Annotated in this window: 21 protein-coding genes and 4 tRNA genes; 17 read left to right on the top strand and 8 right to left on the bottom strand. The window is 33.0% G+C overall.

Features of this window, described 5'->3' with window-relative positions; translation table 11 throughout:
• Positions 1 to 143: 143 nt before the first annotated feature.
• From BAR153v2_RS03280 to BAR153v2_RS03265, 4 genes are all read left to right on the top strand, one after another.
• Positions 144 to 219, top strand: a tRNA-Pro gene (locus BAR153v2_RS03280).
• Positions 220 to 315: 96 nt separating this feature from the next.
• A complete protein-coding gene (locus BAR153v2_RS03275) occupies positions 316 to 621 on the top strand; it encodes an ETC complex I subunit (RefSeq protein ID WP_078680298.1) in 306 nt (101 codons plus the stop codon).
• Positions 622 to 658: 37 nt separating this feature from the next.
• Positions 659 to 735, top strand: a tRNA-Arg gene (locus BAR153v2_RS03270).
• 868 nt (positions 736 to 1,603) lie between these two features.
• A complete protein-coding gene (locus BAR153v2_RS03265) occupies positions 1,604 to 1,969 on the top strand; it encodes a response regulator (RefSeq protein WP_078680297.1) in 366 nt (121 codons plus the stop codon).
• A gap of 123 nt (positions 1,970 to 2,092) precedes the next feature.
• Here BAR153v2_RS03265 and rpsI read toward each other — a convergent pair whose 3' ends face one another.
• Together rpsI and rplM are read right to left on the bottom strand one after the other, a co-directional pair.
• Positions 2,093 to 2,578 carry a 30S ribosomal protein S9 gene (rpsI, locus tag BAR153v2_RS03260; RefSeq protein WP_078680296.1) on the bottom strand — a complete coding sequence of 162 codons (486 nt, stop codon included), beginning with the start codon at positions 2,576 to 2,578 and terminating at the stop codon, positions 2,093 to 2,095.
• Positions 2,579 to 2,580: 2 nt separating this feature from the next.
• Positions 2,581 to 3,045 carry a 50S ribosomal protein L13 gene (gene rplM / locus BAR153v2_RS03255; RefSeq protein WP_078680295.1) on the bottom strand — a complete coding sequence of 155 codons (465 nt, stop codon included), beginning with the start codon at positions 3,043 to 3,045 and terminating at the stop codon, positions 2,581 to 2,583.
• Between the two features lie 242 nt (positions 3,046 to 3,287).
• On the opposite strand from rplM, the gene recJ reads away from it, so the two are divergent.
• Positions 3,288 to 5,072, top strand: coding sequence for a single-stranded-DNA-specific exonuclease RecJ (gene recJ / locus BAR153v2_RS03250; RefSeq protein WP_078680294.1), 1,785 nt, complete (start codon positions 3,288 to 3,290; stop codon positions 5,070 to 5,072).
• 17 nt (positions 5,073 to 5,089) lie between these two features.
• Here the strand turns inward: recJ and parE are convergent, their stop codons facing one another.
• From parE to BAR153v2_RS03230, 4 genes are all read right to left on the bottom strand, one after another.
• Positions 5,090 to 7,168: a DNA topoisomerase IV subunit B gene (parE, locus tag BAR153v2_RS03245; protein ID WP_078680293.1), complete on the bottom strand. Its 2,079-nt coding sequence runs from the start codon at positions 7,166 to 7,168 to the stop codon at positions 5,090 to 5,092.
• 94 nt (positions 7,169 to 7,262) lie between these two features.
• Positions 7,263 to 8,000, bottom strand: coding sequence for a lipoyl(octanoyl) transferase LipB (lipB, locus tag BAR153v2_RS03240; RefSeq protein WP_078680939.1), 738 nt, complete (start codon positions 7,998 to 8,000; stop codon positions 7,263 to 7,265).
• Between the two features lie 289 nt (positions 8,001 to 8,289).
• Positions 8,290 to 9,141 (bottom strand): YgcG family protein, encoded by an 852-nt coding sequence (locus tag BAR153v2_RS03235; protein WP_078680292.1) that lies wholly within the window; start codon positions 9,139 to 9,141, stop codon positions 8,290 to 8,292.
• A complete protein-coding gene (locus BAR153v2_RS03230; RefSeq protein WP_078680291.1) occupies positions 9,142 to 9,789 on the bottom strand; it encodes a LemA family protein in 648 nt (215 codons plus the stop codon).
• Positions 9,790 to 10,894: 1,105 nt separating this feature from the next.
• On the opposite strand from BAR153v2_RS03230, the gene BAR153v2_RS03225 reads away from it, so the two are divergent.
• The 7 genes from BAR153v2_RS03225 (at position 10,895) to BAR153v2_RS03195 (ending at position 17,976) form a co-directional block, all read left to right on the top strand.
• Positions 10,895 to 11,740: a septal ring lytic transglycosylase RlpA family protein gene (locus BAR153v2_RS03225; RefSeq protein ID WP_078680290.1), complete on the top strand. Its 846-nt coding sequence runs from the start codon at positions 10,895 to 10,897 to the stop codon at positions 11,738 to 11,740.
• 127 nt (positions 11,741 to 11,867) lie between these two features.
• Positions 11,868 to 13,040, top strand: a complete 1,173-nt coding sequence (locus tag BAR153v2_RS03220; RefSeq protein ID WP_078680289.1) for a D-alanyl-D-alanine carboxypeptidase family protein — start codon at positions 11,868 to 11,870, stop codon at positions 13,038 to 13,040.
• A 42-nt stretch (positions 13,041 to 13,082) separates the two neighbouring features.
• Positions 13,083 to 13,715, top strand: a complete 633-nt coding sequence (gene tmk / locus BAR153v2_RS03215; protein ID WP_078680288.1) for a dTMP kinase — start codon at positions 13,083 to 13,085, stop codon at positions 13,713 to 13,715.
• A complete protein-coding gene (locus BAR153v2_RS03210; protein ID WP_078680287.1) occupies positions 13,712 to 14,767 on the top strand; it encodes a DNA polymerase III subunit delta' in 1,056 nt (351 codons plus the stop codon). Before tmk ends, BAR153v2_RS03210 begins: the two co-directional genes overlap by 4 nt.
• Positions 14,768 to 14,831: 64 nt before the next feature.
• Entirely contained in the window at positions 14,832 to 16,373 is a 1,542-nt protein-coding gene (metG, locus tag BAR153v2_RS03205; protein WP_078680286.1) for a methionine--tRNA ligase, read from the top strand.
• A gap of 8 nt (positions 16,374 to 16,381) precedes the next feature.
• Positions 16,382 to 17,155, top strand: a complete 774-nt coding sequence (locus BAR153v2_RS03200) for a TatD family hydrolase (protein ID WP_078680938.1) — start codon at positions 16,382 to 16,384, stop codon at positions 17,153 to 17,155.
• A gap of 8 nt (positions 17,156 to 17,163) precedes the next feature.
• Positions 17,164 to 17,976, top strand: coding sequence for an MBL fold metallo-hydrolase (locus BAR153v2_RS03195; protein WP_078680285.1), 813 nt, complete (start codon positions 17,164 to 17,166; stop codon positions 17,974 to 17,976).
• Between the two features lie 89 nt (positions 17,977 to 18,065).
• Here BAR153v2_RS03195 and pcsA read toward each other — a convergent pair whose 3' ends face one another.
• Positions 18,066 to 18,827, bottom strand: coding sequence for a phosphatidylcholine synthase (gene pcsA, locus BAR153v2_RS03190; RefSeq protein ID WP_078680284.1), 762 nt, complete (start codon positions 18,825 to 18,827; stop codon positions 18,066 to 18,068).
• A gap of 179 nt (positions 18,828 to 19,006) precedes the next feature.
• On the opposite strand from pcsA, the gene BAR153v2_RS03185 reads away from it, so the two are divergent.
• The 4 genes from BAR153v2_RS03185 (at position 19,007) to BAR153v2_RS03170 (ending at position 21,795) form a co-directional block, all read left to right on the top strand.
• Positions 19,007 to 20,236 carry a UbiH/UbiF family hydroxylase gene (locus BAR153v2_RS03185; RefSeq protein WP_143245208.1) on the top strand — a complete coding sequence of 410 codons (1,230 nt, stop codon included), beginning with the start codon at positions 19,007 to 19,009 and terminating at the stop codon, positions 20,234 to 20,236.
• A 331-nt stretch (positions 20,237 to 20,567) separates the two neighbouring features.
• On the top strand, positions 20,568 to 20,915 hold the full coding sequence (locus BAR153v2_RS03180) for a hypothetical protein (protein ID WP_078680283.1): 348 nt from the start codon (positions 20,568 to 20,570) through the stop codon (positions 20,913 to 20,915).
• Positions 20,893 to 21,219 (top strand): hypothetical protein, encoded by a 327-nt coding sequence (locus BAR153v2_RS03175; RefSeq protein ID WP_078680282.1) that lies wholly within the window; start codon positions 20,893 to 20,895, stop codon positions 21,217 to 21,219. The genes BAR153v2_RS03180 and BAR153v2_RS03175 overlap by 23 nt, the downstream gene beginning before the upstream one ends.
• Positions 21,220 to 21,705: 486 nt before the next feature.
• A tRNA-Ser gene (locus tag BAR153v2_RS03170) sits at positions 21,706 to 21,795 on the top strand.
• A gap of 576 nt (positions 21,796 to 22,371) precedes the next feature.
• Here the strand turns inward: BAR153v2_RS03170 and BAR153v2_RS03160 are convergent.
• Positions 22,372 to 22,447 (bottom strand) — tRNA-Lys (locus BAR153v2_RS03160).
• Between the two features lie 280 nt (positions 22,448 to 22,727).
• On the opposite strand from BAR153v2_RS03160, the gene rimO reads away from it, so the two are divergent.
• Positions 22,728 to 24,041, top strand: a complete 1,314-nt coding sequence (rimO, locus tag BAR153v2_RS03155; RefSeq protein WP_078680280.1) for a 30S ribosomal protein S12 methylthiotransferase RimO — start codon at positions 22,728 to 22,730, stop codon at positions 24,039 to 24,041.
• The last annotated feature ends 20 nt before the right edge of the window (positions 24,042 to 24,061 follow it).

Below are 24,061 nucleotides of genomic sequence, written 5' to 3'. Positions count from 1 at the left end.
TTTATTTCTATAGTTTATCATTTGATTAAAAAGTGTTTAAAAGAATTATTATATACTGAGGAATAGAAAAATTAAAAAAAGTGTGTTTTTCTCTTGCACTTTTGCTATGAAAATTTTAGGGAAGATGGGTTAAATATAAATGACGGAGCGTAGCGCAGTCTGGTAGCGCACCTGATTTGGGATCAGGGGTCGTAGGTTCGAATCCTATCGCTCCGACCATGTTTATTCGATGAAAGATAATATCACGAATTGGATGGTATATGCTAAAGTTATTATTTAGCTTTAGTTATTGTTTATCTAAGGGAAAAAAGATCTATGGTTGTGCGTATTTATAGTCCTGCAAAAACACCAATGCAGTCAGGCAAGGCAAATACTGGTTTTTGGATTCTTCAATATGAGCCAGCACAGAGAAAAATGATTGAACCTCTTATGGGTTATACAGCAACAACTGATATAAATAGTCAAATAAAAATTCGGTTTCAAACAAAAGAAGAAGCAATAAATTTTGCTATAAGAAATGCTATTCCTTATCGTGTAGAAAATTTGCATAAAACTTTACGACGCGCTATTTCTTATTCTGATAATTTTCATAGTAATCGGCAACAACCTTGGACACATTAACGAGGATGTTGCTCATAAATTAAGATGTTTTTTGTTTGGTCCCGTAGCTCAGCTGGATAGAGCAACGGCCTTCTAAGCCGTAGGTCACAGGTTCGAATCCTGTCGGGATCGCCAAATATCAATAATATATGTGAGCTATATAAAAGTTAGAAATTTTTGATCATATTGATTTAATTTTTTTATTTCCTCTATGCTGCTAATGTTTTCTTGAGAATGCTTCATCATGGTGAAAAAAAGTTTGGAAAGCATTTATAAATACTATAAATTTTCAATTTATTGTCTTATCAAATATTTGAAATGGTTCGAATAGATGATTTTGACTTAGACTATCCAAATTATTAATCAAATCAATTCGATAAATAATTATTATTAAAGAACTCAAAAATGCTGATAATCTGTAAATAATAGAATGCTTTAGCAGTTTCATTACACAATGGAGCTCATGGAATATGACTGAATATTAAAATAACACTCTGAATGCAAATATTTTTATTGAGTGGGGTTTTTCATATTTAAAACTAATTTTTATAAAATATTCAGCAATATTAAATATGCTATTCGTCAAATAAGATATTATCAATTGATATAAAAAATCATTAAAATTTATGAGATTGAGATATATAACTTAATGCTTTTATGAGTAAAATACGTTAAATATTTTTTTACCGCCATGTATAAAAAGTATAAGCGGTATTCGCTTTTATAACTGTAGATATATATTTGATTTCAAAATTATTGAGTTTCTTTTTTGGTTTCAAATCATAAGTGTCTCAGCTTTTTGAGTAATTTAAATATTATTTTTATTGAAATGATATTTATAATTAACTTAATTGTATCACTATCGACAGATAATGAAAAAATGCTTTTATTATGGTTTATTTAGACTTTTAAAAATTTATAGTTTTTTTTTCATCTCAGCTTAGTGATAATTTATTCTAGTATATAATAGCCTTTTTATATAGGAAGGGTGGGAGTTATACGAATGTTAAAAAAAGTCATGATCGTGGAAGATAACGAACTTAATATGAAGTTATTTCGTGATCTTATAGAAGCGTGTGGTTATGAAACCATTGAAACGCGTAACGGACTTATTGCGTTAGATCTAGCTCGTTCCTCAAAACCTTCTCTCATTCTCATGGATATTCAATTGCCTGAAATATCAGGAATTGATATTATTAAACAATTGAAAGAGGATGAAGAACTTAAATCTATTCCCATTATTGCTGTAACAGCTTTTGCTATGAAAGGAGATGAAGAACGAATTCGTGCAAGTGGCTGTGAGGAATATATGTCAAAACCTATTTCTGTGACTCATTTTATTACAACGGTAAAATCTTTTTTAAATTAAAAGCTTTATTTTAGACAGCGACAAGAAAAAACACTGTTTTATTAAATAACCTTAGTTATTTTTTAAAACAAAAGAAACCTCTATTGAAAACGAAAACTCAACATACCATTATAAAAATTTGAATTAACGTTTTGAAAATTGGAAAGAACGCCGCGCTTTTGCTTTACCGTATTTTTTGCGTTCAACAACACGGCTATCACGTGTAAGAAATCCTCCTTTTTTTAAAATAGTGCGAAGTGCTGGTTCGTAATAAGTTAGTGCTTTTGAAAGTCCATGCCGTACTGCGCCTGCTTGACCCGAAAGACCTCCTCCAGCAACTGTTGCAACAATATCAAACTGAGTATCTCTTTTGGTTGCTACAATTGGTTGGTGAAGGATCATTCTAAGAACAGGACGGGCAAAATATTTGTCGAACTCTTTATTATTAATAGTAATTTTTCCAGATCCTGGCTTGATCCATACACGAGCAATAGCATTTTTACGTTTGCCTGTTGCATAAGCACGTCCTTGTGAATCAAGTTTTTGTACGTGAATGGGAGCAACATTTTCATTAGATGCTACAATACCTGTTGCGGTACCAAATTGAGAAAGAGAATTGAGTTCAGCCATATCTAAGCAATCCTTTTATTTTTGCAATTTAAAGCACCTACATCAAGAACTTCAGGTTGTTGTGCTATATGTGGGTGTTCATTACCGGCATAAACACGCAAATTTTTCATTTGACGGCGACCAAGAGGACCACGAGGGATCATACGTTCTACAGCTTTTTCAATAACTCGTTCAGGAAAACGTCCTTCGAGAATTTGGCGAGCTGTGCGTTCTTTGATGCCACCAATATAACCAGTATGCCAATAATACCTTTTATCGGTATATTTTTTCCCGGTGAGAGCTACTTTATCTGCGTTTATAACAATAACATTATCTCCATCATCGACATGGGGAGTAAAAGTAGCTTTGTGTTTTCCACGTAAGCGGTTAGCAACGAGCGTAGCAAGACGACCTAAAACGAGGTTTTCTGCATTAATAATAACCCATTTTTTTACCACTTCGGCTGGCTTTTGTGAAAAAGTTGCCATGAAGTATCCTTTATAAGAATCCCTTTGAAAGTAAGGGCATTTTTTGTTGCTTGGCGTTGTGCATTCTATCACAACAAAATACATTACAACTATGCTATTTATTTGATATAATGTCTGATGATTTGCGTCAAGAGAAAATAAAATTTATATACGTGTACTGTTATGATAACTTTACCAATGGTGATTTACTCTTTTAAGGTGTGATTGTATTTTTGTTACTTGTTGGAGTATAATCAATAATAATGCAGCGATTTCGTTATTTACTTAATGTTCAATCTTCTGCTTGTGATCAAGCTTGGGTTGATGCTCTTGATATGGATAGGATTAATAACGCTCGTGCTATTTCTCAAAAATTTGGTTTACCAGACCAACTTGCGCGGGTTCTTGCAGCGAGAGATGTTGATGAAGCGGAAGCTGTAGCTTTTATTAACCCAACACTGCGTATTTTAATGCCTGATCCAAAAAAGATTACAGATGTGGATTGTGCAGCAGAGCGTTTAGTTAAAGCTATTATAAATCAAGAAAAAATTGCTGTTTTTGGCGATTATGACGTTGATGGTGCTTGTTCAGCAGCGCTTTTAGCGCGTTTTTTACATTGTTTCGGTATAATAGTAAAAATCTATATTCCTGATCGTATTATTGAGGGATATGGTCCAAATGAACAGGCAATGAGAGGATTGGTACAAGAAGGGGCGAGTTTAATTATTACTGTTGATTGTGGTGCGAATAGTCCGGATGCAATAAGAGCAGCGAGGCTTGCGGGTGCTGATGTCATTGTTTTAGATCATCATCAAATGGAGAATATTCACGAAGAAGCTGTTGCCCTTGTTAACCCTAATCGTCCTGATGATTTTTCTGAACAAGGACATTTATGCGCTGCTGGTGTTGTATTTATTACATTAATGTGGGTTAATCGTTTATTGCGGAAGAAAAAATGGGGAGGAGCGCTGCCTGATCTTTTGAGTATGCTTGATCTTGTTGCATTAGCTACTATATGCGACGTTGTTCCATTACAGGGTGTTAATCGTGCTTTTGTGAATAAAGGGCTTCAGGTAGCTCGGTCTATGTATAATCCTGGAATAGCTGCTTTAGCGAAGGTTGCACATATAGGAGAGCCACTCAATAGTTTCCATTTGGGTTTTTTATTAGGACCCAGGATTAATGCGGGGGGACGTATTGGAAATCAGGCCTTAGGAGCATATTTGCTCAGCTGTAATGATAGAGATGAAGCAGATAGAATAGCACAAGAGCTAGACCGACTTAATAAAGAACGTCAAGAAATGGAGATGATTCAATTAGCTCAAGCTGAGTCTTATCTTGATTCTATTTATCAAGAGAAAACAATACCATCACCTTTTGTGATTGCTCATAAAGAATGGCATCCTGGTATCATTGGTATTCTTGCAGCTCGTTTAAAAGAACGCTTTTTTTGCCCTGTTTTGGTAATAGCTTTGAAAGAAGATGGAAGTGGTATTGGATCGGGGCGTTCAATTAGTGGTATAAATTTGGGAGCACTTGTACGTGAAGCGGTTACATTAAATTTATTAGAAAAAGGAGGAGGACATAGTATGGCGGCGGGATTTACAATTCAGTCAACAAAAATTGAAGCTTTTCGTGAATGGCTAGAAGAAAAAGTGTCTTTAATGGTTTCACAATTACGTGCTAAGAAGTCTCTCAGCATAGATGGTTTTCTTTCTGCTTCTGGTGCTAATAAAGATCTTTTTGATATGATTGAAAAGGCGGGTCCTTTTGGTTCAGGAAATGCTATACCTGTTTTTGCCTTTCCTTCTCATCGGTTAGTTAAGTTATATGAAGTTGGAAAAGGCCATTTGCGCCTTATTATTTCTAATATTGAAGGCGAAAAATTGCAAGGGATCGCTTTTGGTGCGGTAGGAACACCACTTGGTCAATTTCTTTTTGAAAATATTGGTAAAACAATTCATTTGGCTGGCAATCTTAGTTTAAATCATTGGAGAGGAAACATCAGTCCACAATTGCGTGTTATTGATGCAGCTGCAGTAGTTTAATAAATACATTTTAAAGATCAAATATCTAGATTATCTGCAAAAGTGGAGTTTTCTTGTATAAATCGAAATCGTGCTTCTGGTTTCGTACCCATTAAATTTTCGACTATATTTTTAGTTTCTTGTATGTTAACTGAATCGATAGAAACACGTAAAAGCGTGCGTTTTTGTGGATGCATGGTTGTTTCTTTAAGTTGTTCGGCCCGCATTTCTCCCAGACCTTTAAAGCGTCCAATTTCAATTTTCGCCTTTCCAGTAAATTCAGTTTTTAGCAATTCATCTTTATGGATATCATCGCGCGCATAAGCAACTTTCCCTCCTTGTGATATTCTATAAAGAGGGGGTACAGCGAGATATAAATGGCCCTGACGAATAAGATCAGGCATTTCTTGAAAGAAAAAGGTAATCAAAAGTGACGCAATATGAGCACCATCAACATCTGCATCTGTCATAATAATAATACGCTCATATCTTAAATCATCTTCACGATATTTAGAACGCGTTTGGCATCCTAGTGCGAGGATGAGATCATTAATTGTTTGGCTTGTACTCATTTTTTCACGCGCTGCACTAGCTACATTTAATATTTTTCCACGAAGGGGTAAAATTGCTTGATTAATTCTATTTCGTGCCTGTTTGGCAGACCCACCAGCAGAATCACCCTCAACAATGAATAATTCAGCTCCAGCAGCAGAATTTTGCCTACAATCTGCTAACTTTCCAGGTAGTCTTAATTTACGTACAGCAGTTTTTCTATTTATTTCCCTATCTTGGCGCCGTTTTAAGCGTTCTTCAGCTCTTTCAATAACCCAATCAAGAAGTTTTGTCGCTTCTTGTGGAGAATTAGTGAGCCAATGATCAAAAGGATCACGTATTGCATTTTCAACAATACGCTGTGCTTCAATTGTAGCTAGTCGATCTTTAGTTTGTCCAACAAACTCAGGTTCTCTGATAAAAACTGAGAGGATTGCAACTGCTGAGATCATCACATCATCAGAAGTGATGATGGCAGAACGTTTATTACCTATTAATTCGGCATAAGCTTTTAAGCCACGCAAGAGAGCTTGTCGTAATCCTGCTTCGTGTGTTCCACCTTCTCCAGTCGGAATAGTATTACAATAAGACTGTACACAAGCATTACCACCATACCAAGCGATAGCCCATTCAACTGACCCATGACCACTATGTTGTTTTGTTCTACCAGAAAAAACTTCAGAGGTTACACAATATTCATTTTTTAATAAGGATAATAAATAATCTTTTAATCCATTTGGAAAATGAAAAATAGCTTTTTCAGGAACATTTTTTATACCTTCAAGTATTATAGGATCACAATTCCAGCGAATCTTTACTCCACCAAAGAGATAGGCTTTAGAGCGCGCTATCTTATAAATTTTTTCTGCTTCAAAAGCTGCTTTTTCGCCAAAAATTTTACTGTCGGGATGAAAGCGCACGCGCGTACCGCGACGATTATAAACATCACCTAGATTTTCTAAATCAGATTGAGGAATACCGCATGAAAAACGTTGGCGGTAAAGTTTGCGTTCTCGTACTACTTCAACTTCCATATCATCAGAAAGAGCATTAACAACAGAAATACCTACTCCATGTAATCCACCAGAGGTTTGGTAAGCTTTTCCATCAAATTTCGCGCCTGAATGAAGTTGTGTCATAATGACTTCAAGGGTAGATTTATCCGGCATTTGGGGATGATTTTCAATAGGAATTCCACGCCCATTATCTGTAACTGTTATATAACCTTGGCTATCTAATGAGACATCAATTAAATCAGCATAACCAGCAACAGCTTCATCCATTGCATTGTCGATAATTTCAGAAAATAAATGATGAAGCGCTTTGCTGTCTGTGCCGCCAATATACATTCCAGGTCGTAGACGTACAGGCTCTAAACCTTCAAGTACTCGGATAGATAAAGCGTTATATTCATTTTTTTCTGTATCATTGTGGGAAGCAGATACAGAAATTGCCCGAGATACCTTTTGCCGGTTTACTGAAACTGGCTTATTTTGTTCTTTCATTTCTATGCGAGATTGAGCATTATTTAAAATACTAAAAAGATCTTTATTATTCTCGCTCATAGCACTCGATCGTCTATCTAAATTGAGGTTATATAAATAAACCTTTAATCAGAATTAAGTTTTATGCCTGTTTTTTATTTAAAAATCAATGCACTTAGGAAATAGCAATTGTTGGACCAAAAATTTGTTCAAAAGTTTGTTTCATAGCAATATCAACATCATGCATTGTTATAGGTAAGCCTAGATCTAATAGACTTGTTACACCGTAATTTGCAATTCCGCAGGGAACAATTCCTGTATAGTGAGATAGATCAGGATCGATATTAATACAAATGCCATGAAAGCTTATCCATCTACGGATACGAATACCAATAGCAGCGATTTTATCTTCTGCTGGTGTTCCATTTATTGTTGGTGGACGATCAGGGCGAATAACCCAAACACCAACTCGATCTTCACGACGTTCTCCTTTAATGTTAAATTGTGCAAGTGTTTCAATGATCCACTGTTCTAATGCACTGATAAAAGCGCGTATATCTTGTCTTCGACGTTTAAGGTCAAGCATAATATAAGCAACACGTTGTCCTGGACCATGATATGTAAATTCACCACCACGACCTGCTTCATATACAGGAAGAGAATGAGGAGCTAATAAATCTTTTTGTTGAGCACTTGTTCCCGCTGTATAAAGAGGAGGGTGTTCGAGAAGCCAGACTTGTTCGTGTGCAGTTTTTGCAAAAATATTCTCCACACGTTCTTGCATATAGCGTAACGCTTCAGGGTATTCGACTAAACTATTACTTATTTTCCATTCAACTGGTGAAGTATGGTGAGTTGCTTTAAAATAATGTGATAAATGATTGCGATCAGTATATTTCAATTTAGATGTCACTAAAAAATGTATATTAAAGTTATTTGCTCTTTTATCACTTAAAATAATAGCACACGATATAGAGTTGCTTATTGAAATGAAAATTAAAAAATAAAGAGTATCAACATTGTCATTAAAATGAAAGTTATTATTATAAATCATTACAGTTTAACAAAATCTTAAAATAATTAGAAGATTTTTAATTAATAATTTAATTTATTATTATATTTTTGTTTTTTAATAATTTTTTTTTATCGTATGAATTAGTATTCAATATATGAAGTGATAAAATTCGTCTTTTAAAGATATTTTACCATCTTCCTGACGCTCCACCACCGCCTGATGAACCTCCTCCACCTCTAAAACCATCGCCATTTGAATGTCTTCTGAAATTACCATCGGAGCGTCTACCATTAGTACTCAAATTGATAAACCAAAGAGTAAAAATGATTCCCATCCAGCGATATTTTTGTGGACCTACTTTTTTACCAAAAATCATTGCTAAAATGGGTAAACCAATCACTGTAAAAAAGATTAAAAATATAATTGCATTAACTATCATTTCTTCTTCTTTTTCTCGTTGACGTTGTATTTCAATGGCTTTAGCCTTTTCTTTGATTCGAAAAGTGAAATCAGAATCATTTTCTATAATAACTCTTATAATTGCATTGATTGCTTCGATAATTCCCTGTTGATAATTTTTTTTACGAAAATTAGGAAGAATAAAATTATTAATAATGACGGCAGAAACTGCATCTGTTAATTCTCCCTCTAAACCATAGCCAACTTCAATACGTACTTCACGTTCATTTGGTGCAACAACAAGTAATACGCCATTATTAATCTTCTCTTGACCTAAAGCCCATTTTCGGAAAAGGGTATTACTATAGGTTTCAATATCAATTCCAGAAAGAGTAGGGATAGTTACAATAACAATTTGATCACCTGTTTTTTTTTCTAAAGCAGAAAGCTTCGTTGTCAAATTTTCTATTGTTGCTCGATCAAGTAAGTGTGCTATATCATTAACGTGGCCAGTTAAGCGAGGGAATGAGCTGTGAGAATAGAGAACACTATTGAATGTAATAATTAAAACTAAAACACTTATAAAAGCCAAAAAACATAAAATAATACTACGTTGAATAGAATATCGAAATAGCATCATTTAATTAAAATTAACCTGTGGTGTTTTGTGAGCATTACTGTCAATAGTAAATGTTTGCATAGATCTTGCATCGCGAAACCATAACTTTGCCCAAATTATTGTTGGCATTGTTTTAAGTGCAGTATTATACATACGTACTGCTTCAATATAATCACGGCGAGCAACAGAAATACGATTTTCAGTTCCCTCTAGTTGTGATTGAAGAGTTAAAAAATTCTGATTTGCTTTAAGGTCGGGATAATTTTCAACAATAGCCATCAGGCGTGAAAGTGCGCTTGATAAATTTGCTTGATTACTGAGATATTGTTGTATAATTTCTGGGTTATTTAACATCTCAGCATTAATGGTTGTTTGCGTTGCTTTTGCACGTGCTTCTATAACATTAGCAAGTGCAGTTTTTTCGTGTGATGCATAACTTTTAACAGTTTCTACAAGATTAGGAACTAGATCTGCACGACGTTGATATTGGTTTAAAACTTCACTCCATGCTGCATGCGCTTTTTCTTCATTTGTTGGTATCACATTAAATCCACATCCGCTTAAAAACGGTATTAAAAACGCTAAAAAAATAACAATAAAAAATAGCTTTAATATTTTTAACTTAGGATAGATAGTTATAGTTCGTTGTGTAGTTAGTACATCTAGCATAAAATATCTCCAAAAACTTATTCATGTATATAGGGCATAGCTTATTATATGACAAAATATTTTGAACTTTGTAAATTAGCTCATTTTATATTAACGAATTAGCTTAGTTTTCAATAATTAGTTTAGCGAAAAAGCTAATTATACATTCTTTAACAAGAATTTATGGAATCTTGGTTATTTTATTAATGATTAAAAATTAAAACGATCATTGAAGTTAGTGTATTCAGCTTATTTTGCATAAAAAAATGTAATATAGGATTTCAAGTGTTTGGTGTTATCTCTGCTAATTTTGTATTGGTTTGTTTCTAATTTATCTGGAGAAGAAAGACTGTGCTATCATCAGCTCAAAAAAGCAAATTTGATAAGACAAATCTTGAAGTATAGCAAACAGAATAAACATTTGTGTGGATGGTAAAAAAATAAAGTAATTAAAGAGAAAATATCTGATGATAAACGGAATAACAATTGCCTTACAAGAAAGACATACTGAAATTTAAAGATCAAGATTTGAAGATGGTGTTGTCTGAAGAGATTGGCCTTTATCACTTTTATGTCTGTTATTGATACTACCCATCTTTATGGATGCATCAAATTCTCCTTTAAAATAGTTTAGGCTTTTAAAAGCTTGAGTAAATAGACTTTATTATAGCATATAATTTCACAACTGTAATTTCTACGTGCTCATCAAGAATATTTTTCAATATTTTTTATGCATAAATTAATAAAAAATGTTGAGACGATTCGTTGAATATGTTTATCTGCTATTCTTAAATTAAAAGCATTTATAAGTTATTCACATAAATATATACTATTTATTTAATAAACTACATCGTGATTATTTTATTCAAGATTCTACTTTAATAAATTGATTTTATTAAACTTTAATGACTATTTTATCTTTTTAAAATGTTATTTATCATTTCTAATGATATAATAAATATTTTTAACGTTGTGTTAAACTATTGATAAAAAGTAAATTTTAATAATACCATAGACATTCGCGTGGGAGTAAGGATTTTCAATAGCGTTAATTTCCTTATCATATGCAGAGATTTTAGTTTTGTTTGTGTACATGATGTAAATATAGAAATAAGCGGGTTGATAAATGCTTTTAGATAGCAATGTAAAATTTACCTCCATTGTTAAATTGATATTTCGATTTATTTTTATAATAGTTGCCACTCAATTGTTGATAGCTTGTGCAAGTCCAATATTGCAACTTTCAACAAAAAATGTTGATAATAATAAAGCTATAAAGGCTAAAGCTGTTTCTGTGCCTGAAAGAATTTTAAGTGAACAAAATAAATCAAAAAATAAAGTTGTAAAACGAGCTATTATTGGTAAACCTTATCAAATAAAAGGAAAGTGGTACTATCCAAAAGCTGATCCAACATATCAGCGTGTTGGACAGGCATCGTGGTATGGTTCGTATTTTCATGGACGCTTAACTGCAAATGGTGAAGTTTATAATATGAATCTTTTAACTGCAGCACATCCTACTATGCCGTTACCTAGTTATGCTCGTGTTACTAATTTGAAAAATGGGTCCTCTATCATCGTTAGAGTAAATGATCGTGGTCCTTACATGAAAAATAGAATTATTGATCTATCAAAACAAGCTGCAACAATGCTTGGTTATTTAAATCAAGGCACCGCAGATGTTAAAGTAGAATATGTTTCTGAAGCACCTATTAATAATTATGATAGTGAATATTTAATAGCTTCTTATAAACCTGGAAATTATAACCCATCTATGATGATGGCATTATTAAATACTATAGAAGCGCAAAAAGATATTACATCATTTACTTTTAATGTAAATAATTATATTGTGAGTAATCAAAAGAAACAAAATGAAACTATTTCAATAAAATTGCCGCAAATTGGCCCGGTTTTGCTTGATAAACCCACATCATTCTATCAAGTTGCTTCTATTAAATATTTAAAATAGGTTCAGTAAACTAAATGGCTTTTAAAGCATTTTTTTATTCTGAAAACACTTTATTTAAAAAAAGAATAAATCTTTTCTTGTATAATAAACCGCTTTATGTTGATCCTAAAAAATAGGGTGAAGCAGCATGTATCTGTTATTAAAAGTCTTATTTTCCTTAGTTTGGATATTAGTATTCAATGAACAAGGACAAACAAAAAAGTTTCAAACATCTGCATTACAATTGCTGATATTTGATGACAATACAGATACAATACTTTTTGAAAAACAAAGCGACGTTGTTTTTTTTCCTGCTTCATTAGTAAAATTGATGACAGCTGAAGTGGTTTTTTATCAACTTAAAAAAGGATTTTTAAATAAAACACAAAAATTTAAAGTCAGTGAAAATGCTTGGAGAAAAGGGGGAGCGCCTTCCGGTACAACCACTATGTTTGCAAAGGAAAAAACGGAAATTAGTGTTTTTGATCTTTTGCGAGGTCTTATTATTGTTAATGGAAATGATGCAGCTATTACTTTAGCTGAAGGAATAGCTGGTAATGAAGCTAACTTTGCAAAATTAATGAATAAGAGGGCTAAAACACTTGGATTGCTACAGAGCCATTTTGTTAACGCAACAGGGCTCCCTGAAAAAGGGCAATTTATAACATTACGTGATATAATTACGTTAGCGCGCCATATTTCTCGTGAATATCCTGATTATTATGCTCTTTATCGTGAGCCTAAATTTACTTGGAATAAGATTACTCAACATAATAAAAATTCCCTTCTTTTTCAAGAAAATGATATAGAAATAGAGGGACTAGGTTTCGGTTATAGTGAAGAAATAGGGTTTTCAACAGTTGTTTCTGCTTGTAAGAAACAGCGACGTATTTTTCTTGCAGTTAACGGCTTGCAAAATAAAAAAGAGCGTACAAAAGAAATAGAACGCATTCTTGAATGGGCTATGACAGCTTTTGATCTTAAAACAGTTTTTACAAGAGGTGAGACGGTTGGTTATGCTTCTGTTTATGGTGGAGCACAAAATTCTGTTCCGCTTATTGTTAAAGAACCGATAAGTTTTATGCTTTCAAAGCAAAAAACTTTTAATGATGTGAAAGCGATAATTCAATATCATGGTCCGTTAAAAGCTCCTATCACTATAGGGGAAAAAATTGGTATTATTCAAATTTTTTCAGATAAACAACTTCTTGTTGAAAAATCAATCTGGGCTGGAGCAGATATTGAAAAAGGCAATTTTTTTGCAAAAGTAAAAGATGCACTTTATGAAATAACAATTGGGTGGTCACGGAAATACTTATAATTTGCAAACGTGCACCAAAATAAGGAATTAAGAGATTCTTACATGTCAGGTTATTTTATTACATTCGAAGGAGGAGAAGGCGCAGGAAAAACAACTCAAATTTCTTTGCTTGCTCAACATTTAGGTAGAAAAGGTTACGATGTTATTATAACGCGTGAACCTGGAGGAACAGCAGGTGCAGAAGCAATACGCTATATTTTATTATCAGGTAGTGTAGCCGAATATGGGCCATTTATTGAAACGTTTTTATTTACAGCAGCACGTGCTGATCATGTTTCTGAAATCATTAAACCTTCTTTGCAAGCTGGAAAGATTGTTTTATGTGATCGATTCATTGATTCTACACGGGTTTATCAAGGATTAGATAATAAAGTGGATGCACATATTTTTTCTATTTTAGAGCATATTGGTATGAAAGGAATAAAACCTGATTTAACGTTTTTATTAGATATACCTGCAAAACTTGGGATGGAGCGTGTAAACTTACGAAGAAAAAAAATTGATTATTTTGAAAAAGCTAGTCTAGCTCTTCAAGAGCAAAGACGCCAAGCTTTTCTTGAATTAGCGAAACATGAGCCTCACAGATTTCAAGTTATTGACGGGACATGTTCAGTCGAAGTAATTGCAGATCAAATAAAAGATATTTGTCATCAGGCACTATTGGCTTTTTCATGAATGATATAAATTTTTTACGTCAATATGATGATATTGACGGTATTTTATCACCTTCACAGAATAATACCCTCATTGGCCATGAAGAGGTTCGTCATTTTTTAGGGCAAATGCTTAGAGAAGGGCAGCTACATCATGCGCTATTATTTGAAGGAGAACGTGGAATAGGAAAAGCAACGTTAGCATTTCATCTTGCTTGGAATATTTTAAATTCTCAAAAAAACAAATTTTTGCAACCAGGACAAGATTCAATCATATGGCGCCAAATCAAGCAGGGTAGTCATCCTGGTATTATACACGTCTCACGTCGTTTCAATGTAAAAACAAAAAAGTTCAAAACAGAAATCACAGTTGACGATATCCGTGATATCAAGCATTTTTTAACTCAGACGTCTCGAGATGGTTTGTGGCGCATTATCATTATTGATTCTGCGGATGATATGAATAGAAATGCTGCAAACGCTCTTCTTAAGACACTTGAAGAGCCTCCAACAAAAACTTTATTCATTATTATTTCTCATTCTTTAGGAAAATTGCTTCCAACAATTCGTTCACGTTGTCAGAAAATCTCTCTAAGACCTTTACATGATAATGAAATGCAAAAAGCCATTTTACATTTTTTTCCTAATCAGGAATTAATTAACCCGCAAAATATTGAAACAATTATTCAAAAATCTCAAGGTAGTCTTCGAAAAGCAGCATTACTTCTTTGTCATGGTGGCCTTGAAATTATTCAAACCATTAATAAACTCTTAGAGCAATCTATTTGTGATCCAGTTATTGCACATAATCTTGCTCAAGCGCTTTCGTTATCTGATACAGATATACAATTTCAACAGTTTTGTGATGAAATTCTTGATAGAATTCATAAAAAAGCTATTATGTTGCTAAAAGAGGGAGCTATTCATTTATCCAAAAAGTATGCAGAAACATGGCAAAATGTCTTTCAAGAAATAATAGAAATACAATCATTTAATCTTGATAAAAAGCAATTCGTCATTAATCTTCTTTTTAAAACTCATGAGATTGTTTATGAAAATAAGCTTTTTTCGTGACAATGTTACAAACAAACGTTATGTCATTCATATTCTTTGATTACATTTTATAATGGGCATAATTATGCGTGACATATACTATATAACGACTCCAATTTTTTATCCTAATAGTGCTCCGCATATTGGACATGCCTATAACGCAATTGTAAGCGATGCCTTGGCCCGTTTCCAAAAAGCCGATGGAAAAAATGTATTTTTTCTATCTGGTACGGATGAGCATGGTCTAAAAATGCAACAAACAGCACAGATGTTAAATATGACACCTCAACAACTTGCAGATCGCAACAGTGCTGTTTTTCAAAAAATGCTTGCAATGCTTAATTGCTCTAATAATGATTTTATCCGCACAACGGAAGAACGGCATCATAAAGCTTGTCAAGAACTTTGGAAAAAAATGGAAGCTAAAGGTGATATTTATCTTGGTTGTTATGCTGGTTGGTATTCAGTTCGTCAAGAAGCTTATTATGAAGAAAAAGATACCAAAATTGATCAAGAAGGGATCCGTCGTGAGAAAGAGTTAGGATCTCCAGTTGAATGGAATGAAGAAGAAAGTTATTTCTTCAGGCTTTCACGTTATGAAAAAGCACTTCTTGAGCATTATGAAAAATATCCTGATTTTATTGGGCCTAATGAACGACGTAACGAAATTATAAATTTTGTCAAATCAGGCTTAAAAGACCTTTCCATTTCACGAACAACTTTTGATTGGGGAATTCGTGTTCCAGGGAATCCAAAGCATGTAATGTACGTTTGGGTTGATGCACTTACAAATTATCTTACTGCAGTTGACTTTTTTGATGAAAATTCAAAGAAACGTAGGTTTTGGCCTGCAGATATTCATATTATTGGTAAAGACATTATTCGTTTTCATGCGGTTTATTGGCCAGCATTTTTAATGTCTGCTGGAATTGAATTACCTAAACGGATTTTTGCACACGGATTTTTACTTAACCGCGGTGCCAAAATGTCAAAGTCTGTTGGAAATGTAGTTGATCCTTTTGAAATGGTTGAGCGCTATGGTCTTGATCAAGTACGTTATTTTTTTCTTCGTGAAGTACCATTTGGGCAGGACGGTAGTTACAATCATGATAATTTTGTCAATCGCATTAATGCTGATCTTGCTAATGATCTTGGTAATTTAGCTCAACGTTCTTTATCTATGATTGAAAAAAATTGTAATATGAAAATTCCTACACCAGCTGCATTTTTAATTCAAGATGAACAGTTATTGAAACAATCTCTTCAAGTACTTGAAATTGTACGCCGAACTATGTTAGATCAGGCCCCACATTTAGCGCTTTCAGCTATTTTTTCAGTTGTAGCAGATGCCAATCGTTATTTTGCTAGTGAAGAGCCTTGGAGTTTACGTAAAAATAATCCAGAAAGATTTTCTACAGTTCTTTATATAACCTTAGAGGTTTTGCGACGAGTAGGGATCATGCTATTACCTTTCATTCCACAATCAGCAGCTAAACTTCTTGACAGTCTTGCAGTTGCTGAAGAGGATCGACTATTGCATCATATTAGTGATTTAAGAATTAAAGAAGAGACTGTACTTTCACCACCAGTGCCAATTTTTCCTCGTTATATTTCTAATGAAAGCTGATATTGATGATGTTAATTGATACACACTGTCATCTTGATTTTGAGGATTTTTCGCAAGATTTGAATGGAATTATTCAGCGGGCTCTGACTGCTAATGTTGGACGTATGATAACGATTTCAACGCATATTCATAAATTGGATAAGCTTTTAGAAATTACACAGACTTATGATCAAGTCTTTTGTTCTGTTGGAACTCATCCTAATTATGTACATGAAGAACAAAATATTAAAGTTGAAAATCTTATTCATTTATCAAAGCATCCTAAAATCGTTGCATTTGGTGAATCTGGACTTGATTATCATTACAATTATTCTTTACCTCAAGAGCAAAAGGAAAATTTTATCAAGCATATTATCGCCTCTCAAGAAACACAATTACCTCTTGTAATTCATTCGCGCAATGCTGATTTAGATATGGAACAAATATTACGTGAGAAAACAAAAGAGAAATGTTTTCCATTTGTTCTTCATTGTTATTCTTCTGGAATGCAACTTGCTCATACTGCTATTGAACTTGGTGGCTATATATCTTTTTCAGGTATTCTCACTTTTAAGAATGCTCTTGAAATTCGTGAAATAGCGAAAATTGTTCCTCATAAGCGTTTATTGATTGAAACAGATGCTCCATTTTTAGCACCTGTTCCTTATCGTGGCAAAACAAATGAGCCATCTTTTTTGTGTCATATAGCGACTGTTCTTGCTAAAACTATTAATTTAAGCATTGAAGAAACAGTACAACTAACAACGCAAAATGCCTTTCGTTTGTTTAGTAAAATGAAATAGAAAACAAAATGTCTGATCGATACCGTTTTACAATATTGGGTTGTGGTTCATCACCAGGGGTGCCACGTCCTAATGGCTATTGGGGAGCTTGTGATTCAAATAATCCTAAAAATAAACGTTATAGAACTTCTTTATTAGTTCAACGAATTGATAAATCGGGAATGAAAACGACAGTCATTATTGATACTGGTCCGGATTTTCGTTCACAAATGATTAATGCGCGTATTAGTCATCTTAATGCTGCTGTTTATACGCATTTCCATGCAGATCATACTCACGGTATTGATGATTTACGCAGCTATGCCCTCGCACAAAAATGTTTAATAGACATTTATGCAGATGCTTTTACGTTAAAACACCTTAATAAAGCTTTTGGTTATTGTTTTCAAACACAAAAGGGATCACATTATTCACCCATTTTGAAAGAAAATCTTATATATGAAAACAGTGAGTTTAAAATCCAAGGGCAGGGTGGAGCTATTGTTTTTCAGCCACATTTACAGATTCATGGTGGCACTCATTCTTTGGGTTTTCGTATTGGTAATGTTGCTTACTGTACAGATGTTAGTGAGTTTCCTGAAAAAACATTGTCATGTCTTATGAATTTAGATGTTTTAATTATTGATGCTCTCCAATTTGCACCTCATCCAAGTCATTTTTCAGTTGATCAAGCATTATATTGGATAAAATATTTTAAACCAAAACGAGCTATATTAACACATATGGATAACTCACTTGACTATAATGCTGTTGCAAACTCTGTCCCAGCGCACGTTGAACCAGCTTATCAAGGACTTATCTTTGAAACGAATGTGTTATAAGCGTAGCGGATATTTTATAAATTATCGCATAATATATATTATGGAACTTTAATTCATTAAAACTGATAACTGATATAAGAATAATTCCGTTATTTTTTATTATCTTTTACACCTAATTTGGGAAAAAATTGCATAACAGCACCAATACAATAAATGTAAAGACCAGAGATTGAAATTCCAATTTTAATCCAATTTGGAGCATTTAGCTGGTAAAAAAATGCAGCTATACCAAAACAGCACCATATAAGAAAAATTGAAAAATTAAGCATACGTAATCGGATAACTCTCACTGGATGGATAAAATAAATAGGTAAAAAAGATACAATTGCTGATAAAGAAATAATAATGAAAGCAATCCATTCCCCCGGTTTTACCACAAAAAGCATAAAAACCATCATATTCCAAACTACAGGAAATCCTTTAAAAAAATTTTCTTCAGTTTTCATTCCAGTATTTGCGTAATAAACAGCTGATGAAATGACGATAATAGCGCTTGATATAAATGATAATTTAGGATTCATAAAACCACTTTGGTAAAGCGCGAATGCTGGAATTAAAATATAAGTTATATAATCAATGATACTGTCCAGTATTTCACCAGACCATGCTGGAAGTATATATTTTATGTCTAATTTACGCGCAATTGGCCCATCAATACCATCGACAAAAAAAGCAAGTCCAAGCCAAAAAAACATAGAGACCCATTCTTTTTCGGACGCAGATATTAGAGAAAGAAATGCCCAAAATGAGCCTGATGCCGTTAATAAATGAACAGAAAATGCTTTTACTTGCAATACTGTCACTATTTTGGGATATAATCTATCGCTATTAATTTGAGTTTTAAGTTTCAAGGCTTTTCTATCCTAAATTAGAGCTTTTATTTATTTTCTCAAATACTTACTCTATTTATCATATGACTGATAGCTAAAAAGAGTACAAGATAATTATTTTATATTTATTTAAATATATAATAAGATATAATTTATTTGAAGATGCTGTAACGATTAATATTAAAAAGGCTTAAACAATCGTGATATCTAAAAAAAATATGCATCAGAACATTGCTGTTATTGGTGCGAGTCAAATCGGTATGTTAGCAGCGCTTAATCTTGCTCGTAAAGGATATTCTGTATCTCTGATTGGTCCACCTGCTAAAATAGATGAATTACGAACAACTGCTATTATGATGCCTACGATCCGTATGCTGCAGACGCTCAGTATTTGGGATACTATCAAATGTTATGCAGCTGCCTTATCTTCAATTAGAATTATTGATATAACATCTCAGATTGTGCGAGCTCCTACTGTAAATTTTCACTCCACTGAAATTGGTGAAAAAGCTTTCGGTTATAATATACCTAATTTAAAATTAAATGACGCTTTAATCAATACTATTAAACACACACCAAATATTACGAGGTTCTTTTCTTTAGCAAAAGACTTTGATCATCAAAAAGATCATATTTGTATCACTCTTGAAGATAGACAAGTTATTAAAGCATCGCTTGCTGTTGCTGCTGACGGACGTTCTTCTCCGACAAGAGCTGCAGCTGGAATTAATATTAAACAGTGGAATTACCCACAAATAGCACTTGTTTTCAATTTTTCACATAATTTACCTCATCAAAATATATCAACTGAATTTTATACAGAAGATGGTCTTTTTACACAGGTTCCTTTGCCAGGCAATAAATCTAGTCTTGTGTGGATTGGTAGCTCCTCTCGTGCTAAAGAGCTTTTGAGCATGAAATTAGAAGTAATTGCAAAAATAATTGAAAATCAAATGCAATCAATTCTTGGTGAAATAAAAATAGAAACTAAAATTCAAGCATGGCCTCTTTTAGGGCTTATTCCTAATCTCTTTGCCGCTAAAAGAGTAATTTTGGTTGGTGAAGCAGCTCATGTTTTTCCTCCTATCGGTGCACAGGGATTTAATCTAGGGATGCGTGATATTCAAACTTTGGTTGATCTTATGCCTAATGAAATATCTACTGCTATTTCTCAAGAAATCACTGCTAATTATAATCAACATCGTAAATGTGATATCTTTACTCGAAGCGGATTTGTTCATACACTTAGCTATACTTTGCTCTCCAATATGCTACCTGTTCATATTTTGCGTAGCATTGGGCTTGAATTGTTACGTAATTGCTCACCATTACGTAATTTATTTATGAGGGAAGGAATGGGTTATGGTTATAGCTTAAAAACAATTATGAATATGTTTACAACAGAATCAGCTAATATTAAGATTGAATAATAAAAAAAAATACGTTCTCTTCTCCCCTGCACGGCTCTATCATATGAAAATGGAAATCTTGAATTTTTTCTCATTATTAATATAGGCTCTAGTCGCTAGAAAATTCCTAAAAAGTTTTTTTCATGAATAAAGGCTGATATATAAGCGGTATATATAAATGCGCACGCATTAAAACAAACCCTCGTATAAATTTGTTCAAACGAAAATAATCTTATTTATTCGATAAACAAGATTTGAAAATAAAATGTTAGGGAACCCATTAAGAATAAAAGGGTTAAGTTAATATGAAAGTAAATATTTTAGAGAATTTTTTAATCGATGGCAAACATAAATGAAACTAAATAAAAGTTTGAGAACAACTATTATTCTTTTTATGGTGATTGTTTGTATCTCGCCCACCGTTATAGCTTTGCCAATAAATATTTATTACGATCCCTGTTATCAAATATCCCAATATATTTTCTTTCAAAAAAACAGCAAAGTGGGAAAAAACTCATTCACTGCTTCACAAATCAAAAATCATCTTATAGAAAATGGTTTTAAAAATATTAAACGATTACGTTTAGATGATAAAGGTATTTGGCGTGCTTTAGTAAAATTTAAAAACTGTTATTTTTTTATATCCATTGATTATTCTGGAGAAATTAATATTCAAAATGAAAGAAAAAAATATGATTAATTTTAAAGCGCATAGCGATATTAACTCAAACAATTATGAAAAAAACTTTTTGAAAAGGACTTATTATCATATTAAAGATTCAGCATTTGTTGGAGGCCTTAATGGTAGTTTATCAGGAGCACTTGCAGCAATTCTTGCGAATTATGGCTATATTGCTCTTCCAGGATTTGGCCCAATTGTAGCAATAGGTATAAGCCTAACGCTTCCTGCTGGAATAATAATTGGTGTTGCAATAGGATCAATAATAGGTGTTATTATTAGTATTGTTTTCAATTTCTTAAATAATTTTAATATTTTTCAATAATTATTTTTTTAACTTTTGTGGTGAGAAAAAACTCAGTTATCTACATTATATTTATGTATGACTAAAAATTTATTCTAATTCTTTTCTTTATATTATCATTATATCTCACTATACCTTGCAGACATGTTAATTGATATTTTTGTTAGGGCATTGCTTTTTTTCTGTATTCTAATGATAAATATTATAAAATATTAACCTCTGAAAAGACAGAAATAGTAATCTGTTTTGATCAAAGTAATTTTTATATGTTTGAACAAAAAAACTAAACAATAAGTGATCGCCCTCCTCCCCTTTTCTGCTTTTAAATATCAGAGTTTACAATCTGGCTTCTTAGAATATTATTATTATCGATAATGTTTATTCATTTTGATAAAAATATTCAAAACGATTTAATTAAAATCTTTAGAAATACAATTTAGGTCATTGACCTTTTAAAAGAAGCTTGTAAAAGGTATATTGTTCTTTTAATAAGGTCGTATTTACTTTGGAGGGGTGGTCGAGTGGTTTAAGGCACCGGTCTTGAAAACCGGCGTGCAGGAGACTGTACCGTGGGTTCGAATCCCACCCCCTCCGCCACAGCATTTTTATCGTTCTATAATATTTTGATTTTATATATGTTTTTTAAAGGTGCGGGATAACAAAATAAAGGTTAGGGAATAGGATTTCACGTTTTTTTCTAAAACGTATTATGGGGCAATATCGTTTTTTAGGTCTTTTTAATTTTTATGAGTTGATCTTTTGTGCATGTTGGGCCTCACAGAAACGTTCACCTTATTTGTTATGCTTTAAAATTTTCTTCACCAAACTTGAGCCAATGATAATATATAGTTCTTTTTTTCAAATATATTTGGGAAACTGGCCAATACAAGAGAGCATTCATAAACGTTATGAAGCTATAACAACAATAGGGCGTGATAAATGAATGTGCTTCTTGGATTAATGTTTTTCTTTACATCGGTTTGCGATGTGGTGATTCAATACGAATCAATTGGAAAAAAAATATTTATCTGTGATAAATAAAGCACTAACTGTTAAAATGAGCATAAAGAATCACTCAAAAGGCTACAATCAAGTTTAGAGCCTCCAAAAAACTAGAAAAGAATCAGTAGAAGTAAAATTTCTGAATATATATCTATTGATTTTATTTAAGCATGGTGAGCGCGCAGGGATTCGAACCCTGGACCTACTGATTAAAAGTCAGTTGCTCTACCGGCTGAGCTACGCGCTCCCCAAACAAGTTAATCTTGCTTATAGAAAGTAGATCGAACATACGATTGACTCTTCATTTGGTCAACACTTTATTAAAAAAAATATCATTTTCTAATTTTATTTATTATAAGGGGTAAGTTTGATTTATAAAATATTCAGCCCAAAAAGAAATTAAATACTTAGTTTACAAAGTTATTTAAATTTTGTTTTATAAATAATCTTTTTTAAAAAAAGTAGTAAAATGGCAGAAATAATGAATCAAATGAGAGCTTCATTAAAGAATTTGCAGGAATTGTTATATGGTAGCGCCTCGTATTAGTTTTGTTTCTCTCGGTTGTCCAAAAGCACTTGTAGATTCTGAGCGCATTATCACACGCCTTCGTTCTGAAGGTTACGAGATCTCAAATAAACATAAAGGAGCTGATTTGGTTATTGTTAATACCTGTGGTTTTATTGATTCTGCTCGCAATGAATCATTAGCTAATATTGATGAAGCTATCAAAAATAATGGAAAAGTTATTGTAACCGGTTGCCTTGGTGCTCAGCCTAATATTATTCTTCAAGCATATCCTAATGTATTCGCTATTACTGGACCACAAGATTACGAAAGTGTTATACGAGCAGTGCACACAGTAATACCTCCAGTTCATGATCCTTTTGTAGATTTAGTACCTCCGCAAGGTATTCGTTTAACACCTCGCCATTACGCTTATTTGAAAATTTCTGAAGGATGTTCCAATCGGTGTAGCTTTTGTATTATTCCTACTCTACGTGGTAATCTCATTTCACGCCCTATAAGCGATGTTCTTCACGAAGCAGAAAAACTTGTACAAGCAGGTGTGAAAGAACTTTTGGTTATTTCTCAAGATACTGGCGCATACGGGATTGATCTTAAATACGCTGAAAGTGTTTGGAAAAATCGCATTATCAAAACAAAATTTTTAGATCTCTGTCGCGAACTAGGTGAAATGGGAATTTGGGTGAGAATGCACTATTTATATCCTTATCCTCATATTGATGAAGCTATTGAGCTCATGGCTGCAGGAAAAATTCTTCCTTATCTAGATATCCCTTTTCAGCATGCATCACCAACTGTTTTACGTAATATGAAACGTCCTGCCCATGTCGAAAAAATAAGCCGTAGAATTGAAAGATGGCGAAAAATTTGTCCGGATTTAACGTTACGTTCAACATTTATTGTTGGCTTTCCAGGAGAAACCAATGAAGATTTTAATATGCTTCTTGAATGGTTAGAGGAAGCAAAAATTGAACGTGCTGGCTGCTTCAAATATGAAGCAGTGCAAGGTGCTGTAGCAAATGATCTTGGATTGGAAAATATTACAGAAGAAGTGAAAGAACAACGTTGGCATCGTTTTATGACAAAACAACAAAAAATTTCCGCACATCTTTTAAAGAAAAAGATTGGAAAAAGACTTCAAGTTCTTATCGATGAAACACAAGGTAAAATCGCTAAAGGTCGTAGTAAATATGATTCTCCAGAAATAGATGGTGTTGTGCACATATCATCTCGGAGACCACTTCGTATAGGTGAATTTGTTACTGTTAAAATCGAGCAATCAGATTCTTATGATCTTTATGGAAACGTAATTTGAAAATATCAACAACTTAAACT

The sequence above is a fragment of the Bartonella sp. AR 15-3 genome (assembly GCF_002022445.1).
Taxonomy (GTDB): domain Bacteria; phylum Pseudomonadota; class Alphaproteobacteria; order Rhizobiales; family Rhizobiaceae; genus Bartonella.
Note: the sequence above shows the minus strand (reverse complement) of the source record. Positions and strands in the feature narration are given on the sequence as shown.